The organism is Cereibacter azotoformans, from assembly GCF_021391315.1.
Lineage (GTDB): Bacteria > Pseudomonadota > Alphaproteobacteria > Rhodobacterales > Rhodobacteraceae > Cereibacter_A > Cereibacter_A azotoformans.
In genome coordinates, this window is the sequence record NZ_CP090021.1 from 2671167 (window position 1) to 2691266 (window position 20100).

The window sequence follows — 20100 nt, forward strand, 5'->3', positions numbered from 1 at the left end:
GGGATGCCCGGTCAGGTGGCCTAGGCGGAGTGCCTCGGGCTGACCGGTTGGAATTGAAACGTTGGGGTTGTCGTATTGACTGTGTCCGGTGCGACGGCGCTTGTGAGGTCGGACCTGATCGGCGTGCTCGGGACGAGGACAGGCATCAGGCTGCCGTTCATCCGGCTGCGCCAGTCGAGACCATGAAGGCGGTGTCTTCTCGGCTGCGTGTTCCACGGGATGGTGGGCAGGGATTCCACGGGATGATGGGCGCGGGATCCACGTGATCGTGGGCAGCGATTCCACGCGATCGTGGGCGCGCGTTCCACGGGATGGTGGGCAGTTCTGGCCGACAGTCTGAAGCTACGGTGCCCTCGTTTGAGCGAGGGAACCTGAATGCCAACGGAACGACTGTCGATGCGCCTGATACGTGATGTGCTGCGTTTGAAGCATGCCCAGAGGCTGAGCGAGCGGGCGATCGCCGCCTCGCTCGGGCTGGGCAAGGGAACCGTGGGAGCCTACTTGGGCCGGGCGCGGAAGGCCGGCCTGACATGGCCGCTTCCCGAGACATTGACCGACGACGACCTTGAGTTGCTGCTGTTCCCGGCGGCACCTTCCGTTCCGGATCACGAGCGTCCCGTGCCTGACTGGTCCGTGGTCGACAGGGAACTGCGGCGCCCCGGCGTCACGCGGGCCTTGCTCTGGGAGGAATACCGCGCGGCCCATCCCCTCGGGTTTGGCTACGCCTGGTTCTGCGAGCACTATGAGGCCTGGAAGGGCCGGGTCCGCCCCACGATGCGCCAGACGCATGTGGCCGGCGAGAAGGTCTTCGTCGACTTCGCGGGCGACACGGCCGAGCTGATCGACGCGGAGACCGGCGAGGTCCAGGCGGTGAAGCTGTTTGTCGCCGCGATGGGAGCGTCAAACTACACCTACGCGGAAGCCGTGGCATCGGAGGGCCTCGAGGACTGGATCGGCGCACATGTCCGGATGTTTGCCTTCCTGGGCGGCGTGCCGAAGGTGGTGGTGCCTGACAACCTCAAGTCGGCAGTGTTCAAGGCGGATCGGTTCGACCCGGGACTGAACCGAACCTACGCCGAGATGGCCGGCCACTACGGCACCGCTGTCCTGCCGGCGCGTCCCTACCGGCCGCGCGACAAGGCGAAGGTCGAAGTCGCGGTGCAGGTCGCGCAGCGCTGGATCCTGGCGCGTCTGCGCAATCGGCGGTTCTTCTCGCTGGCCGAGCTGAACGCTGCGATCCGGCAGCTGGTCGATGAACTGAACATGCGCGTGATGCGTGGCTACGGCGCCAGCCGTGCCGATCTCTTCGCCACCCTCGACCGACCGAACCTGCAACCGCTGCCGCCGGAGCCCTACATGTTCGCCCGCTGGAAGCGCGCCCGCATCGCACCGGATTACCACGTCGAGGTCGACAGCTGCTGGTATTCCGTGCCGTTCGGGCTGATCCGCCAGGAGGTGGATGTCCGCATCTGCGGCGGAACCGTCGAGATCTTCCACAAGGGCCAACGGGTTGCCAGCCACGCCCGCAGTTCCGGACGGCGCAGCCATGTCACGGTGCCCGAGCACATGCCCTCGGCGCATCGCCGCTACGCCGAATGGACACCGGCACGCATGCTGGCGCAGGCGGCGAAGCTCGGCCCCTCGGTTGCCGCCTTCTGTGAGGTGGTGATGGCCGATCGCCCCCACCCCGAGCAGGGATTTCGCACCTGCCTCGGCGTCCTCGCCCTCGCCAGAAGCTTCGGTCCGGCGCGTCTCGACGCGGCCTGCCGGCGAGGCCTGTCCATCCGCGCGCGTTCGGTCGCCTCGATCCGGTCGATCCTGCAGAGCGGGCTCGACCGCGCCTTTCTTGAGGAGGAGGCCGGGCAGCTTCCCCTGCAGCACCCCAACATCCGCGGCCAAGGCTACTATCATTGAAAGGAGACTGACCTTGCTGACCCATCCCACTTCCGAGCGCCTCACCGCCCTCGGGTTGACCGGCATGGCGAAGGCGCTGGACGAGCAGCGCTACGCCCCGGCCACCTTCGACAGCCTCGGCTTCGAAGAGCGGCTCGGCCTTCTGGTCGATCGCGAGGCCACCGAGCGGGACGCCAAGCGGCTGGTTGCCCGGCTCAAGTTCGCCGCCTTGCGGCAGGCCGCCTGCGTTGAGGATCTCGATCTGCGCACCCCGCGCGGCATAGACCGCACCGTGATGGCCCACTTGGTCGACGGTGCCTGGATCGCCCGCCACGAGAACCTGCTCATCACCGGCCCCACCGGCCTCGGCAAGAGCTGGATCGCCTGCGCACTCGGCCAAAAGGCCTGCCGGGACGGGCGAGTGGTAGTCTACCACCGGGTCCCGCGCCTCTTCGAAGCGCTTGCCATCGCCCGGGGCGACGGACGGCACGCCCGGATGCTCAAGGCTCTGGCGCGGACTGATCTGCTCATTCTCGACGACTGGGGACTTGCCGTCCTGACATCATTCGAGAGGCGCGACCTGCTGGAGATCCTCGAGGACCGCCACGGCCGCGGCGCTACCATCGTCACCAGCCAGCTCCCGCTCGAGCACTGGCACGAGGCCATCGGCGACCCGACGCTGGCCGACGCCATTCTGGACCGGCTCGTTCACAATGCCCACCGCCTGACGCTGGCGGGTGAAAGCATGCGTAGGCGCGCAACGAGGCTGAAACCGCTTGACCCTACCGATCAAGCCTGACTCCATGTGCGGGTCGGCCAAGCTGCCCGAGCCGTGGAACGGCTGCCCACGATGCCGTGGAATCCGTGCCCACCATCGCGTGGAATCGATGCCCATCATCCGTAGAATGCGCATTCTCGGGGGCCGCAGGTGCGGCGGTGCCGGTAAGCGTGCAAGTGATCGGCATGCTGGGACGAGGGTCAGCCTCAGGTTGCCGTTCATCCGGTTGCGCCGGTCGAGACCATGAAAGCCGGGGTCTTCTCGGCAGCCGCCGAGGCGGAGTTGCCGGCGAGGTTGGACCTGATAGTCATCCTCGGGCCGAGGGTCGGCATCAGGTGCCGCCTTCGGGTGCAGCGATCAGCGGGAGTGCAGGTCGTCGAGACGACGAAGGTCTTCCTCGTCACGTTGCCCCGTTCAGGGTACCCGCGAAGGTTCCCTTTATACTGGAGGAGGGACTTTCAGGCGGCCTCGGCCAGCCGGGTGTCGGTGCCGATGCCGTCGGGGAACTCGGTCTGTCGCACGGCCAGCGCCGCGTCCTCCGTCATGGGCTTCAGCGGGCGCTCCTCGCGGTCCACCCGAAGCTGCCCGAAGAACTCCTGGGGGTCGCGCCTCAGGTAGCCCCGCAGCGGGTTCGCGTTCGGGTTCTCCTTCATCTTGGCGGAGGGACGACTCCGGGGGTTGGCGACGGGCTTCCCGAAGTGGAACGGCGAAGGCGTGTCGGGGTCCTTCGGGTCAGCGTAGCGAGTCCACCCGTGATCACGCATCGCGCGGCCGATGGCCCGCCAGTCGTAGACGTTCGTCGGCGTCCGCTCGATGACGTACGGCGCGGGCACCGACCAGTCCTGCCGTGACGCCGTGACGCCGAAGCCGCGCCTTAGGCTGCCGTCCTCGTAGATCGACGGGGCGTCGGGGCCGAAGTAGGTGGCCGGGAAGCCAAGCTCGGCCTCGGGCGGCAAGACCCGCGCGGGGTCCAGCACCTCGAAGGAGCGCAGCCCGTAGACCTCGCGGCAGAAGTGGTCGAGCACATGGGCGATGTTGAGGCGGCCAGTGCCTTCGTCGCAAGACCAGCTGCGCAGCAGGGAACGCAGGGTGACGAAGCAGCGCAGTTCGGCCAGCTTGCGACCCTCCACGATCAGCCGGACGAGGAACTTGGCTCGGTAGGCGGGTGGCGTCTCGTGGAAGGCGTGAGCGAGGCCACGAAGGCGTCCCTTGCGGGACTCGTGACGGTGGCGGGCGGCGGCGCTTTCGCCGTGGGCGCGGGAGCCTCGTGTGGTGTTGCGGGTCGCCGCCTTGGCGCAGGGTTTGGCGCAGAACTTCTGGTCCTTGCGGCGGGGGCTGAAGATGCTGCCGCAGTTCGGGCAGGTGGGGTTGGCCTCGTCGGGCCGGGTCATGTCGAACATGGCTGTCCTTGGGATGCGAACGCCGAAAACCCCTCGGCCGGTTTGGCGCGAGAGGCGGGCGGGAGTTCGGGCGGGTTCAGGTCAGGGGAAGGCGGGCGCGGGACTGGCCGGGTGACCGTGTCGGCGCGAGGCGAAGGCGGCGCAGAATGGATTGTCCGCCCCCGCGAAGGCGAGCGCGGCTGTCCTTTCGTGGCGGGTTAGCGGCGGGTGCGCGGGCAGGCTCCGTTGGCGCGCGGGTTCGTCAGGCCATGTATGGGGGGAAATTGCCCCCGCAGCGGCCCGGAGCGATTCACCGGCGCCCCGTGGCCTTCTCCGGCTTCAACCCCGGCGCTGCCCGTACGCGAGGCCGCAGCGGTCTTCTACGCGGCCTCCGAGCGCCGCACCTCAAGATCACGGCAGGGCGTGGACCAGCCAAACCCGACCGTGTCGCCGACCCCAGCGCTGAAAGCTTCTCCTTCATCTTCCAGCAGAGTTCGGCCGTGACGCCAATGCGAGGCTCTACTCCCTCGGACACAGCCGAGACCAGCCTGCGGTGTGGCTCAGGTCAGGCGTCGACCCGATCAGCGCAATCGCGGATGCCCTGGACGCAGTCGATCAGACGCTCGCCAAGCATGGAGACGATCTCGTCTTCAGCGGTGATCTCAACATCGCAATGGCATTCACCGATGCTGTCACAGCCGCCGTCGAAGGAACCATCGTCCACTTCCTCACACGGGTCGTACGTGTAGCCGGCAGCGAGGCATACACTTAGAAGCGCTTCGCGCGCTCGATCACGCTGGATGATCTCTCCTCTTGCCGCTTGCAGCAGCAGCTCCCGCGACTTCAGGGCGGCCATCTTCTCGGTGTTGTCGCGAAGCGCAGTGTCAATGCGCTCAAGCGCAACTGCCGTGGAGTTCAGGTAGCTCTGAGCCTCAATGGCTGCGGCCAGCTGATCGTCTCTGATCGTTTCGTTCATCGTTCGGTCCATAATGTGACGCGCTTGATCGCGCCCCGTCGACCTACTTGCGATGAAAAAGATCGTCTTTGCGTATACCATTTCTATCGGAAACTTTGGCATTCTGTTGCGTTGCAACCACAACGTGCGCCGCGGGCGAATACGACGGCCTGCCAATGAGCCTTTCCGTGAGCGTCATGCCTCCGCGCCCCAACGGACCAGCGCCGCCTCGGCCGCCGCCATGTCGGCCCGCAGCCGCAGGATGGTCTGCCGGGTGAGGCCCGTGGCCTTCGAGATTGCCGAGGCTCCCGCCCCGGTGGCGAGCATGTCGCGCACCACGGCCAGCTGATCGCGGGTGTAGCTGGGCTGACGGCCGCGGTACTTCGTCCGGTCGATCCTCGCCGCCGCAATGCCTGCCTTCTGGGCCTCCTTCGTGGCCTCGGCCTGGGCCTGCGCGGTGGCCGCCATGAAGGCGATCAGGGCATCCCGAACGGCCGCCTGCATCGGGTCCGAGGTCGAGCCGTCGAAGGTCAGGTTGTTGATGATGGTCCTGATCACCACGCCTTCGCGCATGAAATGCCGGATGGTGTCGGTCACGTCCTGATAGTTCCGCCCCAGCCGGTCGACCCAGCGCACCACCAGCACGTCTCCCCGGTGCAGCATGTCGAAGAGCCGCTTGCCCTCGGGGCGCTCGGCCAGCGGGACTGAGACGCCCGAGACGCCATGATCGACCACAACCTTGTCGAAGGTGAAGCCCGCCGCCTCGGCCTGCGTCTGCTGGTGGCTGACGGTCTGCTCGGCGGTGGAGACGCGGGCGTAGAAGACGGTGCGGGACATGGTGCCTCAGATGTCAATAAAGGTGCTGACCACATAGATCCATATACGAAAGCCGAAGTCAACCCTTGTGGACACCGTTTCCGGGCCTCTTCGCGGTGGCCGTTGAGGTATACCCATCCGGTCACCTGCCGCTGTCCACGAGGGAGCCGCCAGCTTCCTCGGACGCCGTGGCGACGACGGCCGCCGACGTCCAGCCGTGGTGGAGTCCTGTCGCCCGCATCCGCATTGGGTGCGCCACATGGAAGATCGACGGGGGCACCGGGGGGTGCAGCGTGAGCCGCTCACATGATCTCTGGGTCTCGCATGTGTGCGGTGGAATATTCTCAACCCTCCCGTTCATCTGGTGTTGCCTATCAGGCCCTTCGGGTGCATCTTTGCGGCCACCGGCGGGGACACAATGGGGCCACCGGCCGGGACACATGGACGGGAAGGCTACCTCCTAGGGCCTTGATATTGCGGAAGAAGCAGAAGTGCGATTTTGGGGCGACAGTCCCTTCACCGGCACCACTTCTCTCCCGATCTCCGAAACCTTCGACGCATCTTCGGCTCGGCGCCGCCGCTTCGGACGCACAAGGACGGGCTGCCGCGGGCTGCGCACGAAAGGCGAATTTTTCCTGTTCCTTTTCGTGACACCCGGGATCGCGCTGGACGCCATCGCGGCAGGGTGCCACCTTCGCTCCGGCACCAAGCGGAGGATGACATGATCGAAAAACGCGACTTCTACATCGGCGGCCGGTGGGTGGCGCCGGTCACGCGGAAGGATTGCGAGGTCGTGGACCCTTCCACCGAAGAGGTCTGCGCGGTGATCTCGCTCGGCGATCAGGCCGACACGGACGCGGCCGTGTCCGCAGCCAAGGCCGCCTTCGAAGGCTGGGCCGCCACGCCCCCGGCCGAGCGGCTGCGGCTCGTGAAGGGGATCCTCGCGCAATACGAGGCGCGCAAGGAAGAGATGGCGCAGGCGATCAGCCTCGAGATGGGCGCACCCATCGACCTTGCGCGCAACAGCCAGGCGCCCTGCCTGCCCTGGCATCTGTCGAACTTCCTCAAGGCGTTCGAGGAGATCGAGTGGGTCCGGCCGCTCGGCCCGCACGCGCCGAACGACCGTATCGCGCTGGAACCGATCGGCGTCGTCGGGCTCATCACGCCCTGGAACTGGCCGATGAACCAGGTGACGCTGAAGGTGATCCCGGCGCTGCTGGCGGGCTGCACCTGCGTGCTCAAACCGTCCGAGGAGGCGCCGCTGTCCTCGCTGCTCTTTGCCGAGTTCGTCCATGATGCGGGCATTCCGGCGGGCGTCTTCAACCTCGTGAACGGCGACGGCGCGGGCGTGGGCTCACAGCTGTCCTCGCACCCCGATGTCGAGATGATCTCCTTCACCGGATCGACCCGCGCGGGCCGGGCGATCTCGAAGGCCGCGGCCGAGTCGCTCAAGCGCGTCACGCTCGAACTTGGCGGCAAGGGTGCGAACCTGGTCTTCGCCGATGCCGACGAACGCGCGGTCGAGCGGGGCGTGAAGCATTGCTTCAACAACTCGGGCCAGAGCTGCAACGCCCCGACCCGGATGCTGGTCGAGCGCCCGCTTTACGACCGGGCGGTCGAGATCGCGGCCGAGGTGGCCTCGAAGACCCGCGTGGCCTCGGCGCATGAGGAGGGGCCGCATATCGGGCCGGTGGTGAACAAGCGCCAGTTCGAGCAGATCCAGTCCTACATCCAGAAGGGCATCGACGAGGGCGCGCGGCTGGTGGCGGGCGGCCTCGGCCGGCCCGACGGGCTGAACCGCGGCTTCTTCGTGCGCCCCACGGTCTTTGCCGACGTGACCCCCGGCATGACCATCGAGCGCGAGGAGATCTTCGGGCCGGTCCTGTCGATCCTGCCGTTCGAAACCGAGGACGAGGCGGTGCGGATCGCCAATGACACGCCCTATGGCCTGACCAACTATGTCCAGAGCCAGGACGGCGCGCGGCGCAACCGCCTGGCCCGGCGCCTGCGTTCGGGCATGGTCGAGATGAACGGCAAATCGCGCGGCGCAGGCGCGCCCTTCGGCGGCGTCAAGGCCTCGGGCCGGGCGCGGGAAGGCGGCCTCTGGGGGATCGAGGAGTTCCTCGAGGTCAAGGCCATCTCGGGCTGGGACCCCGAGGCCGAGGCGCTGGCCGCGGAGTGACGAGGGGCCGGGGCGGGCAGGCTTCCTGCCCCGGCTGCCGCCCGTCAGAAGGGACAGGGCGCGCTGTAGGTGAGGCTCTTGCCCGTGTCGGGATGGCGCACCCGCAGGCTCTCGGCGTGAAGCATCAGGCGCGGATGCTCCCGCGCGGCACCCGCCGCATAGAGCGCGTCGCCGAGGATCGGATGCCCCGTCTCGGCCATGTGCACGCGGAGCTGGTGGCTGCGGCCCGTGACCGGCATCAGTCGCACGCGGGTCTCGTTCGGCAGATATTTCACCACCCGCCATTCGGTCTGGGCCGGTCGGCCGTTCACATGATCCACATGCTGCCTCGGTCGGTTCGGCCAGTCCACGCAGAGCGGCAGGTCCACCCGACCCTCGCGCGGTTCCAGCCGGCCTTCAAGGCGGGCCACATAGACCTTCTTCGTCTGCCGCTTCTCGAACTGCTGGCCCAAGGCGGCCTGCGCGGCCCGCGTCAGGGCGAAGACCATCACCCCGGAGGTGTCGCGGTCGAGCCGATGCACCAGCAGGATCTCGGGGAAGACGCCGCGCAACCGCTCGATCAGGCAGTCGGCCTTGTCCTCGCCCTTGCCGGGCACGGACAAGAGGCCCGCAGGCTTGTCCACCACCACGATCTGCGCGTCGTGGTGGATCAGCGAAAGCGGCACGTCCGGCGGGGCATAGAGATCGGTCATCCCCGCCCCATAGCCGAGGCCGCCCGCGGGAACAATCGCCCGCTGCCCGCGATTGGACCGGGCGACCCCATCGGGAGAGACACCATGAGCGAAGCCATCACCACCCGCGACCATGACACGATCCGCAAATGGGCCGAGGCCCGCGACGGACATCCGGCCAAGGTGGACACGGGCGGCAAGGGCGGCATCCTGCGCATCGACTTCGGCGAGCCGGAAGACCGGCTGACCCAGATCGACTGGGAAGAGTTCTTCCGCATCTTCGACGAGAACGGCCTGTCCTTCCTCTGTCAGGACAAGACGAAGGACGGCGGGCAGAGCCGGTTCAACAAGTTCGTCTCGGAGTGACCGGCCGGGGCATCCGGCTCAGCCATGCCCCCGAAGCCCCCCAGAGGCACGCGCCGCGCATCACGACGCCTCCCGGAACGTGCGGTCGAGCAGCGCCTGAAGCCGCCGCGCGTCCTCTTCGGTGAAGGCCGCGGGCGTGTTGCTGTCGAGGTCGAGCACCCCCAGCAGCCGGCCCTCGCCGTTGCGGACCGGCAGAACGATCTCGGAGCGGGTGGAGGACGAGCAGGCGATATGGTCGGGAAAGGCCTCCACGTCCGGGACGAGCTGGATCTCGCCCGTGCGCGCCGCCGCCCCGCAGACGCCCCGCCCGAAGGGGATCACGAGGCAGCCGTGCGAGCCCTGGTAAGGCCCGATCTTCAGCACCTCGGGCTCGGTCACGCGGTAGAAGCCCGTCCAGTCCGACAGCGGGTGCGCATGGTGCAGCTCGCAGGCGACGGTTGCCATCAGCGCGACCGTATCACGCTCGCCGTGGCAGAGCGCGTCGATGGTCTGGTCGAGCCGGTCGTAGTCCATGTTCCCTCCAGGGTGCCGCCGCGGATGCGGCCGGGCGGGCAGGATAGGCCCGCCGCGACCGGAACGGAAGCCGCCGGTTACCGAATGTCAACGGATGGGCCCTAGCCTGCGTCGGCGGAGAACAGGAGCTGGCGATGAACCTCGAGGCGGAAGCACGCGGAGACCTTCTGGTGGTGCGCGTTCAGGAAGAGCGGATTGATGCGGCGAGCGCGATCCAGTTCAAGGACAGGATGCGCGAACTGGTGGCGGCGCCCTGCCCGCGCGTTCTGCTCGATCTTTCCCGCGTGACATTCCTCGACAGCAGCGGGCTTGGCGCGGTCGTGTCGGTGATGAAGCTGCTCGGGCCGGATCGGCGTCTTGAACTGGCGGCACTTGGCCCGGTCGTGCAGAAGGTGTTCCGGCTCACCCGGATGGATAGGGTCTTCACGATCCACGAACGGGTGAGCGATGCCTTGTGACCGAGGCCTCAGCAGCCGCATCACGCTGCCCAGTGCTCCGCTCGCGGTGCGCGAGGCGTTGGCCTCCCTCGTCGGCTCGCCCGTGATCCGCTCTCTGCCGCAGGAAGACAGGCTCAACGCCGAGATCCTGCTGGCCGAGGTGCTGAACAATTGCGTGGAACATGCCTATGGCGACGGGAAGGGCGAGATCGAGGTGTCGCTCGCGCTCCGGCGCGGGCGGCTGGCCTGCGAGATCGTCGATCGCGGTCGGCCGATGGCGGGCCGGACGCTGCCGCCCCGGCGCGACCTGCGGGCGGGTGCTGCACCGCCGCTGGCCGAGGGCGGGTTCGGCTGGCCCATCATCCGGGCCCTGGCGCGCGACCTCGCCTACCGCAACGAGAACGGCGTGAACCGCCTGACCTTCCGCCTCGGCCCCGCCGAGGCCGACTGTTGCCCATGATGGGCCCGCACGCCGGATCGCAGAAGACCGCAATTTGGCCGGATTCCGGCTGCGAATCCGCCCCACCCGCCGCGCAGGCTGATCCTGTAGCGACTCCACGCTTCCCTCGGCGCCGGGTTTCCCCGTCCCCCACCTGGTCCGGCGCCGAGGTTCTCATCTTGGAAATTCCGGCGCGGGCTTCTAGGCTCCTCCCGATCAGGAGGATGACATGCGCGATTTCCAGCTTCCGGGCCGCTCGGCCGTTCATGCCAGCAACGGCCTTTGCGCCACGTCCCATCCTCTGGCCTCCAAGGTCGCCCTCGACATCCTGCAGGCGGGGGGCAATGCGGCCGATGCGGCCATCGGCGCGGGCGTTCTGTTGGGGATCTGCGAGCCGCAGATGACCGGGATCGGTGGCGACTGCTTCGTGCTGCTGAAGCCGCCCGGCGAAGAGCGGATCGTGGCCCTCAACGGATCGGGCCGCGCGCCCGCCGGCCTCTCGGCCGCCCTGATGCGCGAGAAGGGGCACGAGGTCGTGCCGCTGCACGGGCCCGAGTCGGTGACGGTGCCGGGCGCGGTCGATGCCTTCTGCCGCCTCTCGGCCGACTGGGGCAACCTCGATCTGGCGCAGGTTCTGGCCCCCGCCATCCGCTACGCCGAGGAGGGCGTTCCCGTCGCCCCCCGCACCGCCGCCGACTGGGCCGTGGCCGAACCCAAGCTGCAGGGCGCGGCGCGGCAGTATTACCTCTTCGACGGCGCCGCCCCGCGCGTCGGGCAGATCTTCCGCGCCCCGGGGCAGGCCGAGGTGCTGCGCCGAATCGCGGCCCAGGGACGGGCCGGCTTCTACGAGGGCGAGGTGGCCGAGGACATGGTGACCTCGCTCCGCTCGGCCGGCGGAACCCACACCCTCGAGGATTTCGCCGCCACCGCCTGCACCTATGGCGAGCCGATCTCGGGCCACTACCGGGGCGTCGAAGTGGTGGAGCATCCGCCCAACGGCCAGGGTGCCACGGCGATCCTGATGCTGAACATCCTTGCGCATTTCGACGTGGCGTCTCTCGATCCGTTTGGCGCCGAGCGCGCCCATCTCGAGGCCGAGGCCGCGAAGCTGGCCTATGACGCGCGCAACCGCTTCATGGCCGATCCCTCGCACATGAGCCGCCTTGCCCATATGCTCTCGCCCCGAACGGCCGAGCAGCTCGCCGGCCTGATCGACCGCACCCGCGCCATGCCCTCGGCCGCGCCCCTGTCCGAATCGGTGCACCGCGAGACGGTCTATCTGACCGTGGTGGACCGTGACCGGATGGCCGTGTCACTGATCTGCTCGGTCTATCACAGCTTCGGGTCCGGCCTCGCCTCCGCGCGCTTCGGCATCAACTTCCAGAACCGCGGCGCCGGCTTCTGCCTCACACAGGGCCACCCGAACGAGGCGATGGGCGGCAAGCGCCCGATGCATACGATCATTCCGGGGATGATCCGGCGGGACGGGCGGCTCGTGATGCCGTTCGGCGTCATGGGGGGCGCCTACCAGCCGGCCGGCCACGCCCGGCTCGTCTCGAACCTCGTGGATTTCGGGCTCGACCCGCAGGAGGCGATCGACGCGCCGCGCAGCTTCTCGGGCCCCGACGGGATGCTGGTCGAGCGCGGCTATCCCGACCCGGTGCGCGCCGCCCTCGCCGCCATGGGCCACGATGTCCGCATCCCCGACGAGCCGATCGGCGGGGCGCAGGCGATCCTGATCGGCGAGGATGGCGTTCTGGTCGGCGCGTCCGACCCGCGCAAGGACGGCTGCGCGCTGGGTTACTGAGCCGTCGCCCTCAGGGGTCCCTGACGGTCAGTTGAACTGGAACTGAAGCGGATAGCGGCCGTCCTCGAACTCGCCGAACAGCTCGGCAAGGTCGGGATGCTCCACCGGCTCGCCCGTGTCGTCGGGCACGAGGTTCTGTTCGGAGACATAGGCGACGTAGTAGCTCTGCTCGTTCTCGGCGAGCAGGTGATAGAAGGGCTGGTCGCGCGACGGGCGGCTCTCCTCGGGGATGGCGTCATACCATTCCTCGGTGTTGGAAAACATCGCGTCCACGTCGAAGACAACGCCCCGGAAAGGATGCTTCCGATGACGGAGCACCTGTCCCAGATGATATTTCGCCTCTGTCTTGAGCATGTCACGCACCCCCGACCCCTCCATTATTCCGCCTGCCATCCATTTGTCCACCTCGACCCCGCGCCGGACAGGAAACAGTGTGTGGCGCCGGACCGTCCGGGAACAGGTTCCCACCGCCGGCCGTCACTGATCCGGCCTGTCGCAGAGGTCAATGGCAAGATCCCGCGACAGTTCCAGCGCCTCGCGTTTTTCTGATAAGGGACGCGGCCGCAGCCATTTCCTCCCCGGCGGAATTGCCCTAACCTTCGGCAAAAGAGAACACGCGAGGGGCAGATGAGCAGACTTCTCCGCGCGGCCATACTGCTGGTCTTTCTGGCCTCCTGCGGCGGCGGGCGCTATTCCCCGCCGCGCGATCTGGAAAACGCCTGCAGCATCGTCGCCGAACGGCCGCAATATTATCGCGCCATGAAGGCCACCGAGCGCCGCTGGGGAATCCCGGTGTCGGTGCAGATGGCGACGATTCACCAGGAATCCAAGTTCATCGGAAATGCGCGCACGCCGCATCAATTTCTCCTCGGGATCATCCCGATGGGCCGGCAAAGCTCGGCCTATGGCTACAGCCAGGCGCTTGACGGCACCTGGGAGGAATATATGGCCGAGCGCAACAAGCGCCGGGCCCGCCGCGACCGCATCGAGGATGCGACCGACTTCATGGGGTGGTACATGGACGGCACGACGCGCCGCCTCGGCATCCCCAAGTGGGACGCGACCAACCAGTATCTGGCCTATCACGAGGGCCGGACCGGCTACGCTCGCGGCAGCCAGAACGGCAAGCCGTGGCTGATCGCCGTCTCCAAGCGGGTCGGCGAGCGCGAGCAGCGTTACCGCGCACAACTCGCCTCCTGCCGCCGCTGATGGCGGCGCCGAGGTCGCTCAGCGCGCGCGCCTGGCGGCCTCGGACTGGATGCTGAAGAGCGAGGCCGGCAGGTTTCCGCCCTGAGACATCTCTCCGAGGATCACCGTCGTCTGGCTGCCGGCGTCATCCGTGATGACCCACTGACGCAGCGCCACCGGATTGGCGGTGAAGACCATCTCGATCGTGCCATATTCGGGATGCGCCGGATCCTGCGCCACGACGCGCGTCGTGTTCCTGTCCTCGCGGTGGCCCACCACCGTGCGCGCGCGGCCCAGGTCGATGTTCTGCGCGAGGATCAGGCTCAGCGGCGTCCGGCTCAGTGGATATTGCTCGGGCGGCTGGTTCGACTTGGCGTCGAAGATCGCCACCTGTCCGCCCCCCGCCATCACGAGGCTCCGCTCGGGCGGCGCATATTCGAACCGCACGCGGCCCGGGCGCTTGATGAAGAGCCGGCCGGTGGACATCGAGCCGTCGGCATTGACCTGTGTGAAGTCGGCTTCCGCCGTGCTCAGCCGGTTGAGATAGGCCGAGATCGTCGAAAGCGGGATCTTCTCGGCCGCCGCAGGCAGCGCGAGGGCGAGAAGCGCCAGAGGGGCGAGGATCAGACGCATGGGTTTCATGGTGATGAAGCTAGTCGCTCCCCCTGGGCTGCGCATCCCCGCCGCCTTCACGTTGCGGCGAGGAAGGTTTCAGGCCGGCCGGGCCGGTCTCATTGCTCGGGCAAGAGGATCTCGCGCTTGCCCACATGGTTGGCGGCCGTCACAACGCCCTGCTCCTCCATCTGCTCGACGAGGCGCGCGGCCTTGTTGTAGCCGATGCCCAGCTTGCGCTGGATGTAGGAGGTCGAGCATTTGCGGTCCTTCGCGACGATGGCCACCGCCTGATCGTAAAGCGCATCCTCGGAATCCGAGTTCCCACCCAGGCCCAGAACCGCGTCGATATCGTCCGCCCGCTCGTCCTCGGGGCCTTCCACCACGCCCGACATGTATTTCGGCGGGCCGAAGCTCTTGAGGTGGTTGACGATCTCTTCTACCTCCTCGTCGCTGACGAAGGGGCCGTGGATGCGGGTGATCTTGGCCCCGCCCGCCATGTAGAGCATGTCGCCCATGCCCAGCAGCTGCTCGGCCCCCTGCTCGCCCAGGATCGTGCGGCTGTCGATCTTCGAGGTGACCTGGAAGCTGATCCGGGTGGGGAAGTTCGCCTTGATCGTGCCGGTGATGACATCGACCGAAGGCCGCTGCGTCGCCATGATCAGGTGGATGCCGGAGGCCCGCGCCATCTGCGCGAGGCGCTGGATGCAGGCCTCGATCTCCTTGCCGGCCACCATCATCAGGTCGGCCATCTCGTCCACCACGACGACGATGAAGGGCAGCTTGACCGGCTGCAGGTCCTCGGTCTCGAACACCGGCTCGCCGGTGTCCTCGTCGAAGCCGGTCTGGATGGTCCGCTTGAACATCTCGCCCTTTTCGAGCGCCTCGGCCACGCGGCCGTTGTAGCCCTCGATGTTGCGGACGCCGAGCTTCGACATCTTGCGGTAGCGCTCCTCCATCTCGCCCACGACCCATTTCAGGGCCACGACCGCCTTCTTCGGATCGGTCACCACGGGCGAGAGCAGATGCGGGATGCCGTCATAGACCGACAGTTCCAGCATCTTCGGGTCGATCATGATCAGCCGGCATTCCTCGGGCGTGAGCTTGTAGAGGAGGCTGAGGATCATCGTGTTGATCGCCACCGACTTGCCCGAGCCGGTGGTCCCGGCGATCAGCAGGTGGGGCATCTTGGCGAGGTTTGCGACCACAGGCCGGCCCGCGATGTCCTTGCCGAGCGCCAGCGGCAGCCGCATCGCGCTGTCGCCGAAGTCGCGCGCGGCGAGGATCTCGCGCAGGATCACCTTCTCGCGGCTGGCGTTCGGCAGTTCGATCCCGATCACCGTCCGCCCCGGCACGGTCGAGACGCGGGCCGAAAGCGCCGACATCGAGCGCGCGATGTCATCGGCCAGACCGATCACCCGACTGGCCTTCAGCCCCGGCGCCGGTTCCAGTTCATAAAGCGTGACGACCGGCCCGGCCTGCGCGTCCACGATCTCGCCCTTGACGCCATAATCCTCGAGCACGGACTCGAGCATCCGCGCATTCTCCTTCAGCGCATCGACCGAGAGCGTGTTGCGGACCACGGTCGAGGGGCAGGCCAGCAGCGACAGCGGCGGCAGTTCGTAGTCCGTCTCCACCTCCTCGAAGCGCGGCCTGGGCCGGGCCTCGACCACCGGCGGGCGCGCCGGTTGCGGCCGCGCGGGCGCCACCGGGGCCGGCGCGGGGGCCGGGCTCTCCGTCAGCGCGGCGCCTTCCGCCGCCCAGTCGGCGCTGTCGTCAAAATCCTCGTGCGGCAGCCAGGCGGCCTCGTCCTCGGCGTAGGCCACCGTCTCCTGATCGGCCTCTTCCTCGTAGCCGGCGTAAGCGCCGTCGTCGTCCTCGTCGGTATAGGCAAGCTGCTCGCGCGCGGTGAGAAGCGGCTCCTCCACCTCGTCCATCTCGGGATAGGTTTCCGACACGAGACGTGGCGCGGCACCGGCGGCCGAGGCATGAAGCGCGCTCACCGCAATGCGGGCGGTTGCCGAGGCCGGGATGCGCGAGGCGACCATGCCCGAGGCGAAACGGATCTTCTCGCCCGCACCGGCCACGAGCGGCGGCTCGGGGGGCAGTTCCATCGGCGCACGGCGGCTGGCCACCATAGGCGCCGGCCCGGCGCGGCGGCGCGCCACCGGCGGCTCGCGGCGGGCGATCGCCGCGGCGATGGGCGAGAGGGGGCCGGTGGTCTGCCGCACGCGCGAGCGGATCACGTCGTTGATGCGGGCCTTGATCCGGTCCTCGGACGGGCCCTCGGCGTTGGCGGCCGCGTCCGACAGCCTCGGCTCCACAAGTTCGGCCTCGGGATCGGTGACGCGCCGGATGATCTGGGGCACCCGCGCAAGCAGCCCCGTCCGCTCGCGCGGTGCGGCGGGCGCCGGCGCAGGCTCGGCATAGCGCGGCTCGGCGCGCAGCCCTTCGGCACGCAGCGCCGCCGGCCGGGTCGTGTCCGCCCGCAGCGTGGCGGGGCGGCCCCAGGCGGCTTCCTCGATCACCGGCTCGGGGTCTTCCACCGGGTGCGAGGCACGGAGGCGGCTCAGAAAGCCCATGCGCGGGGCGGGTTCCGGCTCGGGCTCGGGGTCGCTGAAGCGGCCGCGCGGACGCGGCATCGCCTCGGCCCGGACATCCGAGCGCACGGCCGCGGCATCGACGGCGGCGCGGCCCTCGCGATGGGCGCGGATCTTCTCCTGCAGCAGCTGCGCGGCCTGCGCCGAGCCGCGTCCGGCCAGTTGCAGCACCGCATTGTAGGTCACGACCAGTCCCACCAGCAGGAACTGCGCCACCTGGCGCAACTCGCGCAGATCGAAGCCGCAGACGAAAAGCCCCATCGCCACCAGTCCGCCGCCCACCAGCAGCGAGAGCAGCTTCAGCGCATAGGCGGCCGGCAGCGGCACGATCTCGATCAGTGCGCCCAGCACCGTATCGCCGAAAAGGCCGCCCAGACCGAAGGAATGGCTCCATTCCGGCCCAGGCACATGGGTGGCGGCGTAGATCGAGCCCAGCGCGACGGCGATGACGGCAAAGACGATGCGGCCGAGCGCCCGCTCTTCGCCCCGGTGCAGCAGGAACCGCGCCCCCCAGGCGGCCGAAACGATCGGTAGCCCCCACGAGCCCTTGCCCGCGATGATCATCAGCGTCGAGGCAATCGCCGCACCGATCCGGCCCAGCGCGTTCTGCGCGGGCTCGTCGGTGGCGACCATCCAGCCGGGATCCTCGGGCGAATAGGTGGCCAGCATCAGCATGAAGACGAAGGCGGTGATCAGCAGGCCGATGCCCAGCAACTCCCGCCCGCGGCGTTCCAGCATCGCCTGCATGTTCTGGTCCAGAAGCGGGTCGCGCTGCCGTGCGTGATAGGATGCCATGCTACCGTCCTCACCCGTAAAGGCAGTCGCGAAGCCGCATGAGCCCGCGCTGCATTTCGTCCTTGGGGGCCACCATGGCGACCCTGATATAGCCCTTGCCGGGATTCTCTCCGCCGACCTCGCGGGCGAGATAGGCACCGGGCAGAACCCGCACCCCGGTCTCGGTCCAGAGCTTCAGCGCCGCTTCCTCGCCGTCCGGGACGGGCAGCCAGAGGAAAAAGCCTCCCTCGGGGCCCATATAGCCCTGAAGGCCGGAAAAGACCGCATCGGCGATGCGGAACTTCTCCTGATAGAGCGCGCGGTTGGCCTCGACATGCGCCTCGTCGGACCAGGCGCGCTCGGAGACGCGCTGCACGGGCAAGGGCAGCGGCGCGCCCGCAAAGGCCCGGAGTTGCCGGATGCGCTCGATCCCCCCTGCCCCGCCGGCGACAAAGCCCGAACGCAGGCCCGGCAGGTTCGAGCGCTTGGACAGCGAGTGGAAGACGAAGACCCGTTCCGGGTCCGCGCCCGTCGCATCCGCCACCTCGAGCGCGCCCGCTGGGGGCGCGGTGCGCCAGATCTCGGAATAGCACTCATCGGCGAAGATGCGGAAATCATGCGCCTCGGCCAGATCCATCAGGCTCGCCCAATAGTCGCGCGAGGCGACCGAGCCCTGCGGGTTGGCGGGCGAGCAGAGATAGGCCAGCGCCGTCCGCTCGAGGATCTCGCGGGGCAGGCCCGCGTAATCCGGCAGGAAACCGTTCGAGGCAAGCGCGGGCACATAGACCGGCTCCGCCCCCAGGGCGAGCGCGGCCATCGCATAGACCTGGTAAAAGGGGTTGGGCATCAGCACCACGGGGCGCTTGCCCCGCTTCTGCTCGGGCACCAGCGCGAGCGCGGCGTTGAACAGCCCCTCGCGGGTGCCATTCAGCACCATGAGCCGCTCGGGCCCCACCTCGACCCGGTACCGCCGCTTCAGCCATCCGCCGATCGCGGCCAGCAGCTCGGGCGTGCCGTCGTTCGGCGGATAGACAGCGAAGCCCTGGAGAGTCTCGGCCAGCACGGGTCCGACGAACTCCGGCATCGGATGTCTGGGCTCGCCGATGGTCATGGCGACGGGCTCGCCGCCCGGTGCGTGCGTGTCCAACAGCTTCCGCAGACGCGGAAATGCGTAATCTGGCAGGTTCGAAAACCGCTCGGGAAATGCCATCTACTGCCTCTTGATCGGGGTCGTATCGCCCCGTTTGTCGCAGGATAGCGGCAACTTGCCGGAGGGTCCAGAAAAAGGCCGGTGCGGCCCGGACCCGCCCGGCGCTGTGGCTTTTTCGCCCCTCAGCCCAACGCCCGTTCGGCCGCGGCGCCAAGGCGCAGCAGGCGCTCCTCGCGGAAGGGCTGTCCCATGAGCGAGATCCCGCACGAGGGCTGCCCCGTCGGCAGGGTCAGGACCGGCAGCCCCATGAGGTTGCCGATCCGCGTGTTGCGCAGCGCGAGCAGATTCTCGGTGACATAATAGTCCTCGTCGGTCATCAACCGACCCGCATCCGGGGGCAGGATCGGCGAGGTCGGCACAAGAACCGCGTCAAACCCCGCCGTCTTCGCATTCCAGGCCGCCCGCAGCCGGTCGAGCTTCTGCCAGGCGGCCACATAGTCCGCCGCCGTGACATGAGTCCCCGACCGGAACCGTTCAAGGATGCGCGGAAACATGAGATGCGGCGCGGCCTCGATCACCTCGGCCCAGGTGCCGTAGGCCTCGCCGGTGAAGAGCGGGCCCGCCAGCGCCATCGCCTCGGCCACCTCGGGCACGTCCCCCCGCTCGGTCCGCGCCCCCGCACGGGCCAGCCGCGCCACGGCCTCGTCGAAACCCTGCGCCGGCGCCTCGCGGAGATCCTCGAGCGCGACCGTCTCGAGCACGAGGAACCGCGCCCCCGCCAGCGAAGCGCCACGCAGATCGGGCGCCCGCCCGCCTTCCAGCGCCGCCAGCAGCAGCGCGCAATCCTCGACGCTGCGCGCGAGCGGCCCCACCGTATCGAACCGCGCGGCGAGCGGCACGGCGCCCCCGAGCGGAACCCGGCCGGCGGTGGTCTTGAGCCCGGTCAGGTCGTTCCAGGCGGCGGGAATGCGCACCGACCCGCCGGTGTCCGAGCCGATGGCGGCGGGCGCCAGGCCGAACGCCACCGAGGCCGCGGCCCCCGAGGAGGAGCCCCCCGGCACGGCCGCCGGATCGTTGATGCAGGGCGGCGTGGCGGTCACGGGGTTCAGGCCCAGACCGGAAAAGGCCAGCTCGGACATGTGGGTCTTGCCGAGGCAGACGAGCCCCTGCAGCGTCGCCGTCACGACCACCTCGGCGTCCCGCTCGGGCCGCCGCCCCTTCAGCAGCAGCGATCCCGCTTCGGTCAGGATCCCTGCCGTATCGAACAGGTCCTTCCACGAGACAGGCACCCCATCCAGCGGCCCGCGGCGCAGGCCGAGCTTGGCACGCTCGACCGCGGCCATGGCCTCGCCACGGGCGCGCTCGGGCGTCAGCCGCGCGTAGATCCGGGGGGCCTCGGGATGGTCGCTCGCGGCGTCAAGGAACGCCTCGGCCAGTTCGACCGGATGGATCCGGCCCCCGTCGATCCCCCGCCCCAGATCCGCCGCCGTCATCCACAGCCAGTCCATCGCGCTCTCCCTGCCCCGCGCGGGAACCGTAA

General features: G+C 68.6%; 18 protein-coding genes. 8 read left to right on the forward strand and 10 right to left on the reverse strand.

The genetic code is table 11. The features are described from left to right. The first annotated feature begins 375 nt into the window (after nucleotides 1-375). Both istA and istB read left to right on the forward strand, forming a co-directional pair. Nucleotides 376-1914 (forward strand): IS21 family transposase, encoded by a 1539-nt coding sequence (gene istA, locus LV780_RS13380; protein ID WP_117345026.1) that lies wholly within the window; start codon nucleotides 376-378, stop codon nucleotides 1912-1914. 13 nt (nucleotides 1915-1927) lie between these two features. Continuing rightward, on the forward strand, nucleotides 1928-2692 hold the full coding sequence (istB, locus tag LV780_RS13385; RefSeq protein WP_117345027.1) for an IS21-like element helper ATPase IstB: 765 nt from the start codon (nucleotides 1928-1930) through the stop codon (nucleotides 2690-2692). A gap of 437 nt (nucleotides 2693-3129) precedes the next feature. On the opposite strand, the gene LV780_RS13390 is transcribed toward istB, so the two are convergent. The 3 genes from LV780_RS13390 to LV780_RS13400 all read right to left on the reverse strand — a co-directional run bounded on the left by LV780_RS13390 (nucleotide 3130) and on the right by LV780_RS13400 (nucleotide 5842). Further along, entirely contained in the window at nucleotides 3130-4071 is a 942-nt protein-coding gene (locus tag LV780_RS13390) for a hypothetical protein (RefSeq protein ID WP_108221934.1), read from the reverse strand. Nucleotides 4072-4615: 544 nt separating this feature from the next. Further along, the gene (locus tag LV780_RS13395; protein ID WP_146172318.1) at nucleotides 4616-5026 is read right to left on the reverse strand and encodes a hypothetical protein; all 411 of its coding nucleotides are present in this window, start codon (nucleotides 5024-5026) and stop codon (nucleotides 4616-4618) included. Nucleotides 5027-5200: 174 nt separating this feature from the next. Further along, entirely contained in the window at nucleotides 5201-5842 is a 642-nt protein-coding gene (locus tag LV780_RS13400) for a recombinase family protein (protein ID WP_108221938.1), read from the reverse strand. Nucleotides 5843-6542: 700 nt separating this feature from the next. On the opposite strand from LV780_RS13400, the gene LV780_RS13405 reads away from it, so the two are divergent. Then, nucleotides 6543-8003 (forward strand): aldehyde dehydrogenase family protein, encoded by a 1461-nt coding sequence (locus LV780_RS13405; RefSeq protein WP_108221940.1) that lies wholly within the window; start codon nucleotides 6543-6545, stop codon nucleotides 8001-8003. A gap of 44 nt (nucleotides 8004-8047) precedes the next feature. Here the strand turns inward: LV780_RS13405 and LV780_RS13410 are convergent, their stop codons facing one another. After that, on the reverse strand, nucleotides 8048-8695 hold the full coding sequence (locus tag LV780_RS13410; protein ID WP_108221941.1) for an RluA family pseudouridine synthase: 648 nt from the start codon (nucleotides 8693-8695) through the stop codon (nucleotides 8048-8050). 84 nt (nucleotides 8696-8779) lie between these two features. On the opposite strand from LV780_RS13410, the gene LV780_RS13415 reads away from it, so the two are divergent. Beyond that, nucleotides 8780-9040, forward strand: coding sequence for a hypothetical protein (locus LV780_RS13415; RefSeq protein ID WP_108221943.1), 261 nt, complete (start codon nucleotides 8780-8782; stop codon nucleotides 9038-9040). 60 nt (nucleotides 9041-9100) lie between these two features. Here the strand turns inward: LV780_RS13415 and LV780_RS13420 are convergent, their stop codons facing one another. Continuing rightward, nucleotides 9101-9553: a GAF domain-containing protein gene (locus LV780_RS13420; protein WP_108221945.1), complete on the reverse strand. Its 453-nt coding sequence runs from the start codon at nucleotides 9551-9553 to the stop codon at nucleotides 9101-9103. Nucleotides 9554-9687: 134 nt separating this feature from the next. Between LV780_RS13420 and LV780_RS13425 the strand changes: the two genes are divergently transcribed. The 3 genes from LV780_RS13425 to LV780_RS13435 all read left to right on the forward strand — a co-directional run bounded on the left by LV780_RS13425 (nucleotide 9688) and on the right by LV780_RS13435 (nucleotide 12236). Continuing rightward, nucleotides 9688-10011, forward strand: a complete 324-nt coding sequence (locus LV780_RS13425; protein ID WP_108221947.1) for an STAS domain-containing protein — start codon at nucleotides 9688-9690, stop codon at nucleotides 10009-10011. Beyond that, the gene (locus tag LV780_RS13430; RefSeq protein WP_101342189.1) at nucleotides 10001-10450 is read left to right on the forward strand and encodes an ATP-binding protein; all 450 of its coding nucleotides are present in this window, start codon (nucleotides 10001-10003) and stop codon (nucleotides 10448-10450) included. The genes LV780_RS13425 and LV780_RS13430 overlap by 11 nt, the downstream gene beginning before the upstream one ends. A 208-nt stretch (nucleotides 10451-10658) precedes the next feature. Then, a complete protein-coding gene (locus tag LV780_RS13435; RefSeq protein WP_108221949.1) occupies nucleotides 10659-12236 on the forward strand; it encodes a gamma-glutamyltransferase family protein in 1578 nt (525 codons plus the stop codon). A gap of 27 nt (nucleotides 12237-12263) precedes the next feature. On the opposite strand, the gene hspQ is transcribed toward LV780_RS13435, so the two are convergent. Then, on the reverse strand, nucleotides 12264-12590 hold the full coding sequence (gene hspQ, locus LV780_RS13440; protein WP_044248910.1) for a heat shock protein HspQ: 327 nt from the start codon (nucleotides 12588-12590) through the stop codon (nucleotides 12264-12266). 273 nt (nucleotides 12591-12863) lie between these two features. Between hspQ and LV780_RS13445 the strand changes: the two genes are divergently transcribed. Continuing rightward, the gene (locus LV780_RS13445) at nucleotides 12864-13445 is read left to right on the forward strand and encodes a transglycosylase SLT domain-containing protein (protein WP_011909847.1); all 582 of its coding nucleotides are present in this window, start codon (nucleotides 12864-12866) and stop codon (nucleotides 13443-13445) included. An 18-nt stretch (nucleotides 13446-13463) separates the two neighbouring features. Here the strand turns inward: LV780_RS13445 and LV780_RS13450 are convergent, their stop codons facing one another. The 4 genes from LV780_RS13450 to LV780_RS13465 all read right to left on the reverse strand — a co-directional run bounded on the left by LV780_RS13450 (nucleotide 13464) and on the right by LV780_RS13465 (nucleotide 20068). Further along, nucleotides 13464-14102, reverse strand: coding sequence for a LolA family protein (locus LV780_RS13450; RefSeq protein WP_108221951.1), 639 nt, complete (start codon nucleotides 14100-14102; stop codon nucleotides 13464-13466). Between the two features lie 53 nt (nucleotides 14103-14155). Further along, on the reverse strand, nucleotides 14156-17431 hold the full coding sequence (locus LV780_RS13455; protein ID WP_108221952.1) for a DNA translocase FtsK: 3276 nt from the start codon (nucleotides 17429-17431) through the stop codon (nucleotides 14156-14158). A 10-nt stretch (nucleotides 17432-17441) separates the two neighbouring features. Next, complete coding sequence (locus LV780_RS13460) at nucleotides 17442-18620, reverse strand: aminotransferase class I/II-fold pyridoxal phosphate-dependent enzyme (protein WP_108221954.1); 1179 nt, start codon at nucleotides 18618-18620, stop codon at nucleotides 17442-17444. 122 nt (nucleotides 18621-18742) lie between these two features. Continuing rightward, nucleotides 18743-20068 (reverse strand): amidase, encoded by a 1326-nt coding sequence (locus LV780_RS13465; protein WP_108221956.1) that lies wholly within the window; start codon nucleotides 20066-20068, stop codon nucleotides 18743-18745. Nucleotides 20069-20100 lie beyond the last annotated feature (32 nt).

Bases quoted from the DNA above. Each gene is read 5' to 3' on its own strand.
- LV780_RS13465 (WP_108221956.1), bottom strand. From the start codon at position 20,068: ATGGACTGGCTGTGGATGACGGCGGCGGATCTGGGGCGGGGGATCGAC.
- LV780_RS13425 (WP_108221947.1), top strand. From the start codon at position 9,688: ATGAACCTCGAGGCGGAAGCACGCGGAGACCTTCTGGTGGTGCGCGTT.
- LV780_RS13390 (WP_108221934.1), bottom strand. From the start codon at position 4,071: ATGTTCGACATGACCCGGCCCGACGAGGCCAACCCCACCTGCCCGAAC.
- LV780_RS13405 (WP_108221940.1), top strand. From the start codon at position 6,543: ATGATCGAAAAACGCGACTTCTACATCGGCGGCCGGTGGGTGGCGCCG.
- LV780_RS13450 (WP_108221951.1), bottom strand. From the start codon at position 14,102: ATGCGCAGCCCAGGGGGAGCGACTAGCTTCATCACCATGAAACCCATG.
- LV780_RS13420 (WP_108221945.1), bottom strand. From the start codon at position 9,553: ATGGACTACGACCGGCTCGACCAGACCATCGACGCGCTCTGCCACGGC.
- hspQ (WP_044248910.1), bottom strand. From the start codon at position 12,590: ATGCTCAAGACAGAGGCGAAATATCATCTGGGACAGGTGCTCCGTCAT.
- LV780_RS13400 (WP_108221938.1), bottom strand. From the start codon at position 5,842: ATGTCCCGCACCGTCTTCTACGCCCGCGTCTCCACCGCCGAGCAGACC.
- LV780_RS13415 (WP_108221943.1), top strand. From the start codon at position 8,780: ATGAGCGAAGCCATCACCACCCGCGACCATGACACGATCCGCAAATGG.
- LV780_RS13395 (WP_146172318.1), bottom strand. From the start codon at position 5,026: ATGAACGAAACGATCAGAGACGATCAGCTGGCCGCAGCCATTGAGGCT.
- LV780_RS13410 (WP_108221941.1), bottom strand. From the start codon at position 8,695: ATGACCGATCTCTATGCCCCGCCGGACGTGCCGCTTTCGCTGATCCAC.
- LV780_RS13455 (WP_108221952.1), bottom strand. From the start codon at position 17,431: ATGGCATCCTATCACGCACGGCAGCGCGACCCGCTTCTGGACCAGAAC.
- LV780_RS13430 (WP_101342189.1), top strand. From the start codon at position 10,001: ATGCCTTGTGACCGAGGCCTCAGCAGCCGCATCACGCTGCCCAGTGCT.
- istA (WP_117345026.1), top strand. From the start codon at position 376: ATGCCAACGGAACGACTGTCGATGCGCCTGATACGTGATGTGCTGCGT.
- LV780_RS13435 (WP_108221949.1), top strand. From the start codon at position 10,659: ATGCGCGATTTCCAGCTTCCGGGCCGCTCGGCCGTTCATGCCAGCAAC.
- LV780_RS13445 (WP_011909847.1), top strand. From the start codon at position 12,864: ATGAGCAGACTTCTCCGCGCGGCCATACTGCTGGTCTTTCTGGCCTCC.
- LV780_RS13460 (WP_108221954.1), bottom strand. From the start codon at position 18,620: ATGGCATTTCCCGAGCGGTTTTCGAACCTGCCAGATTACGCATTTCCG.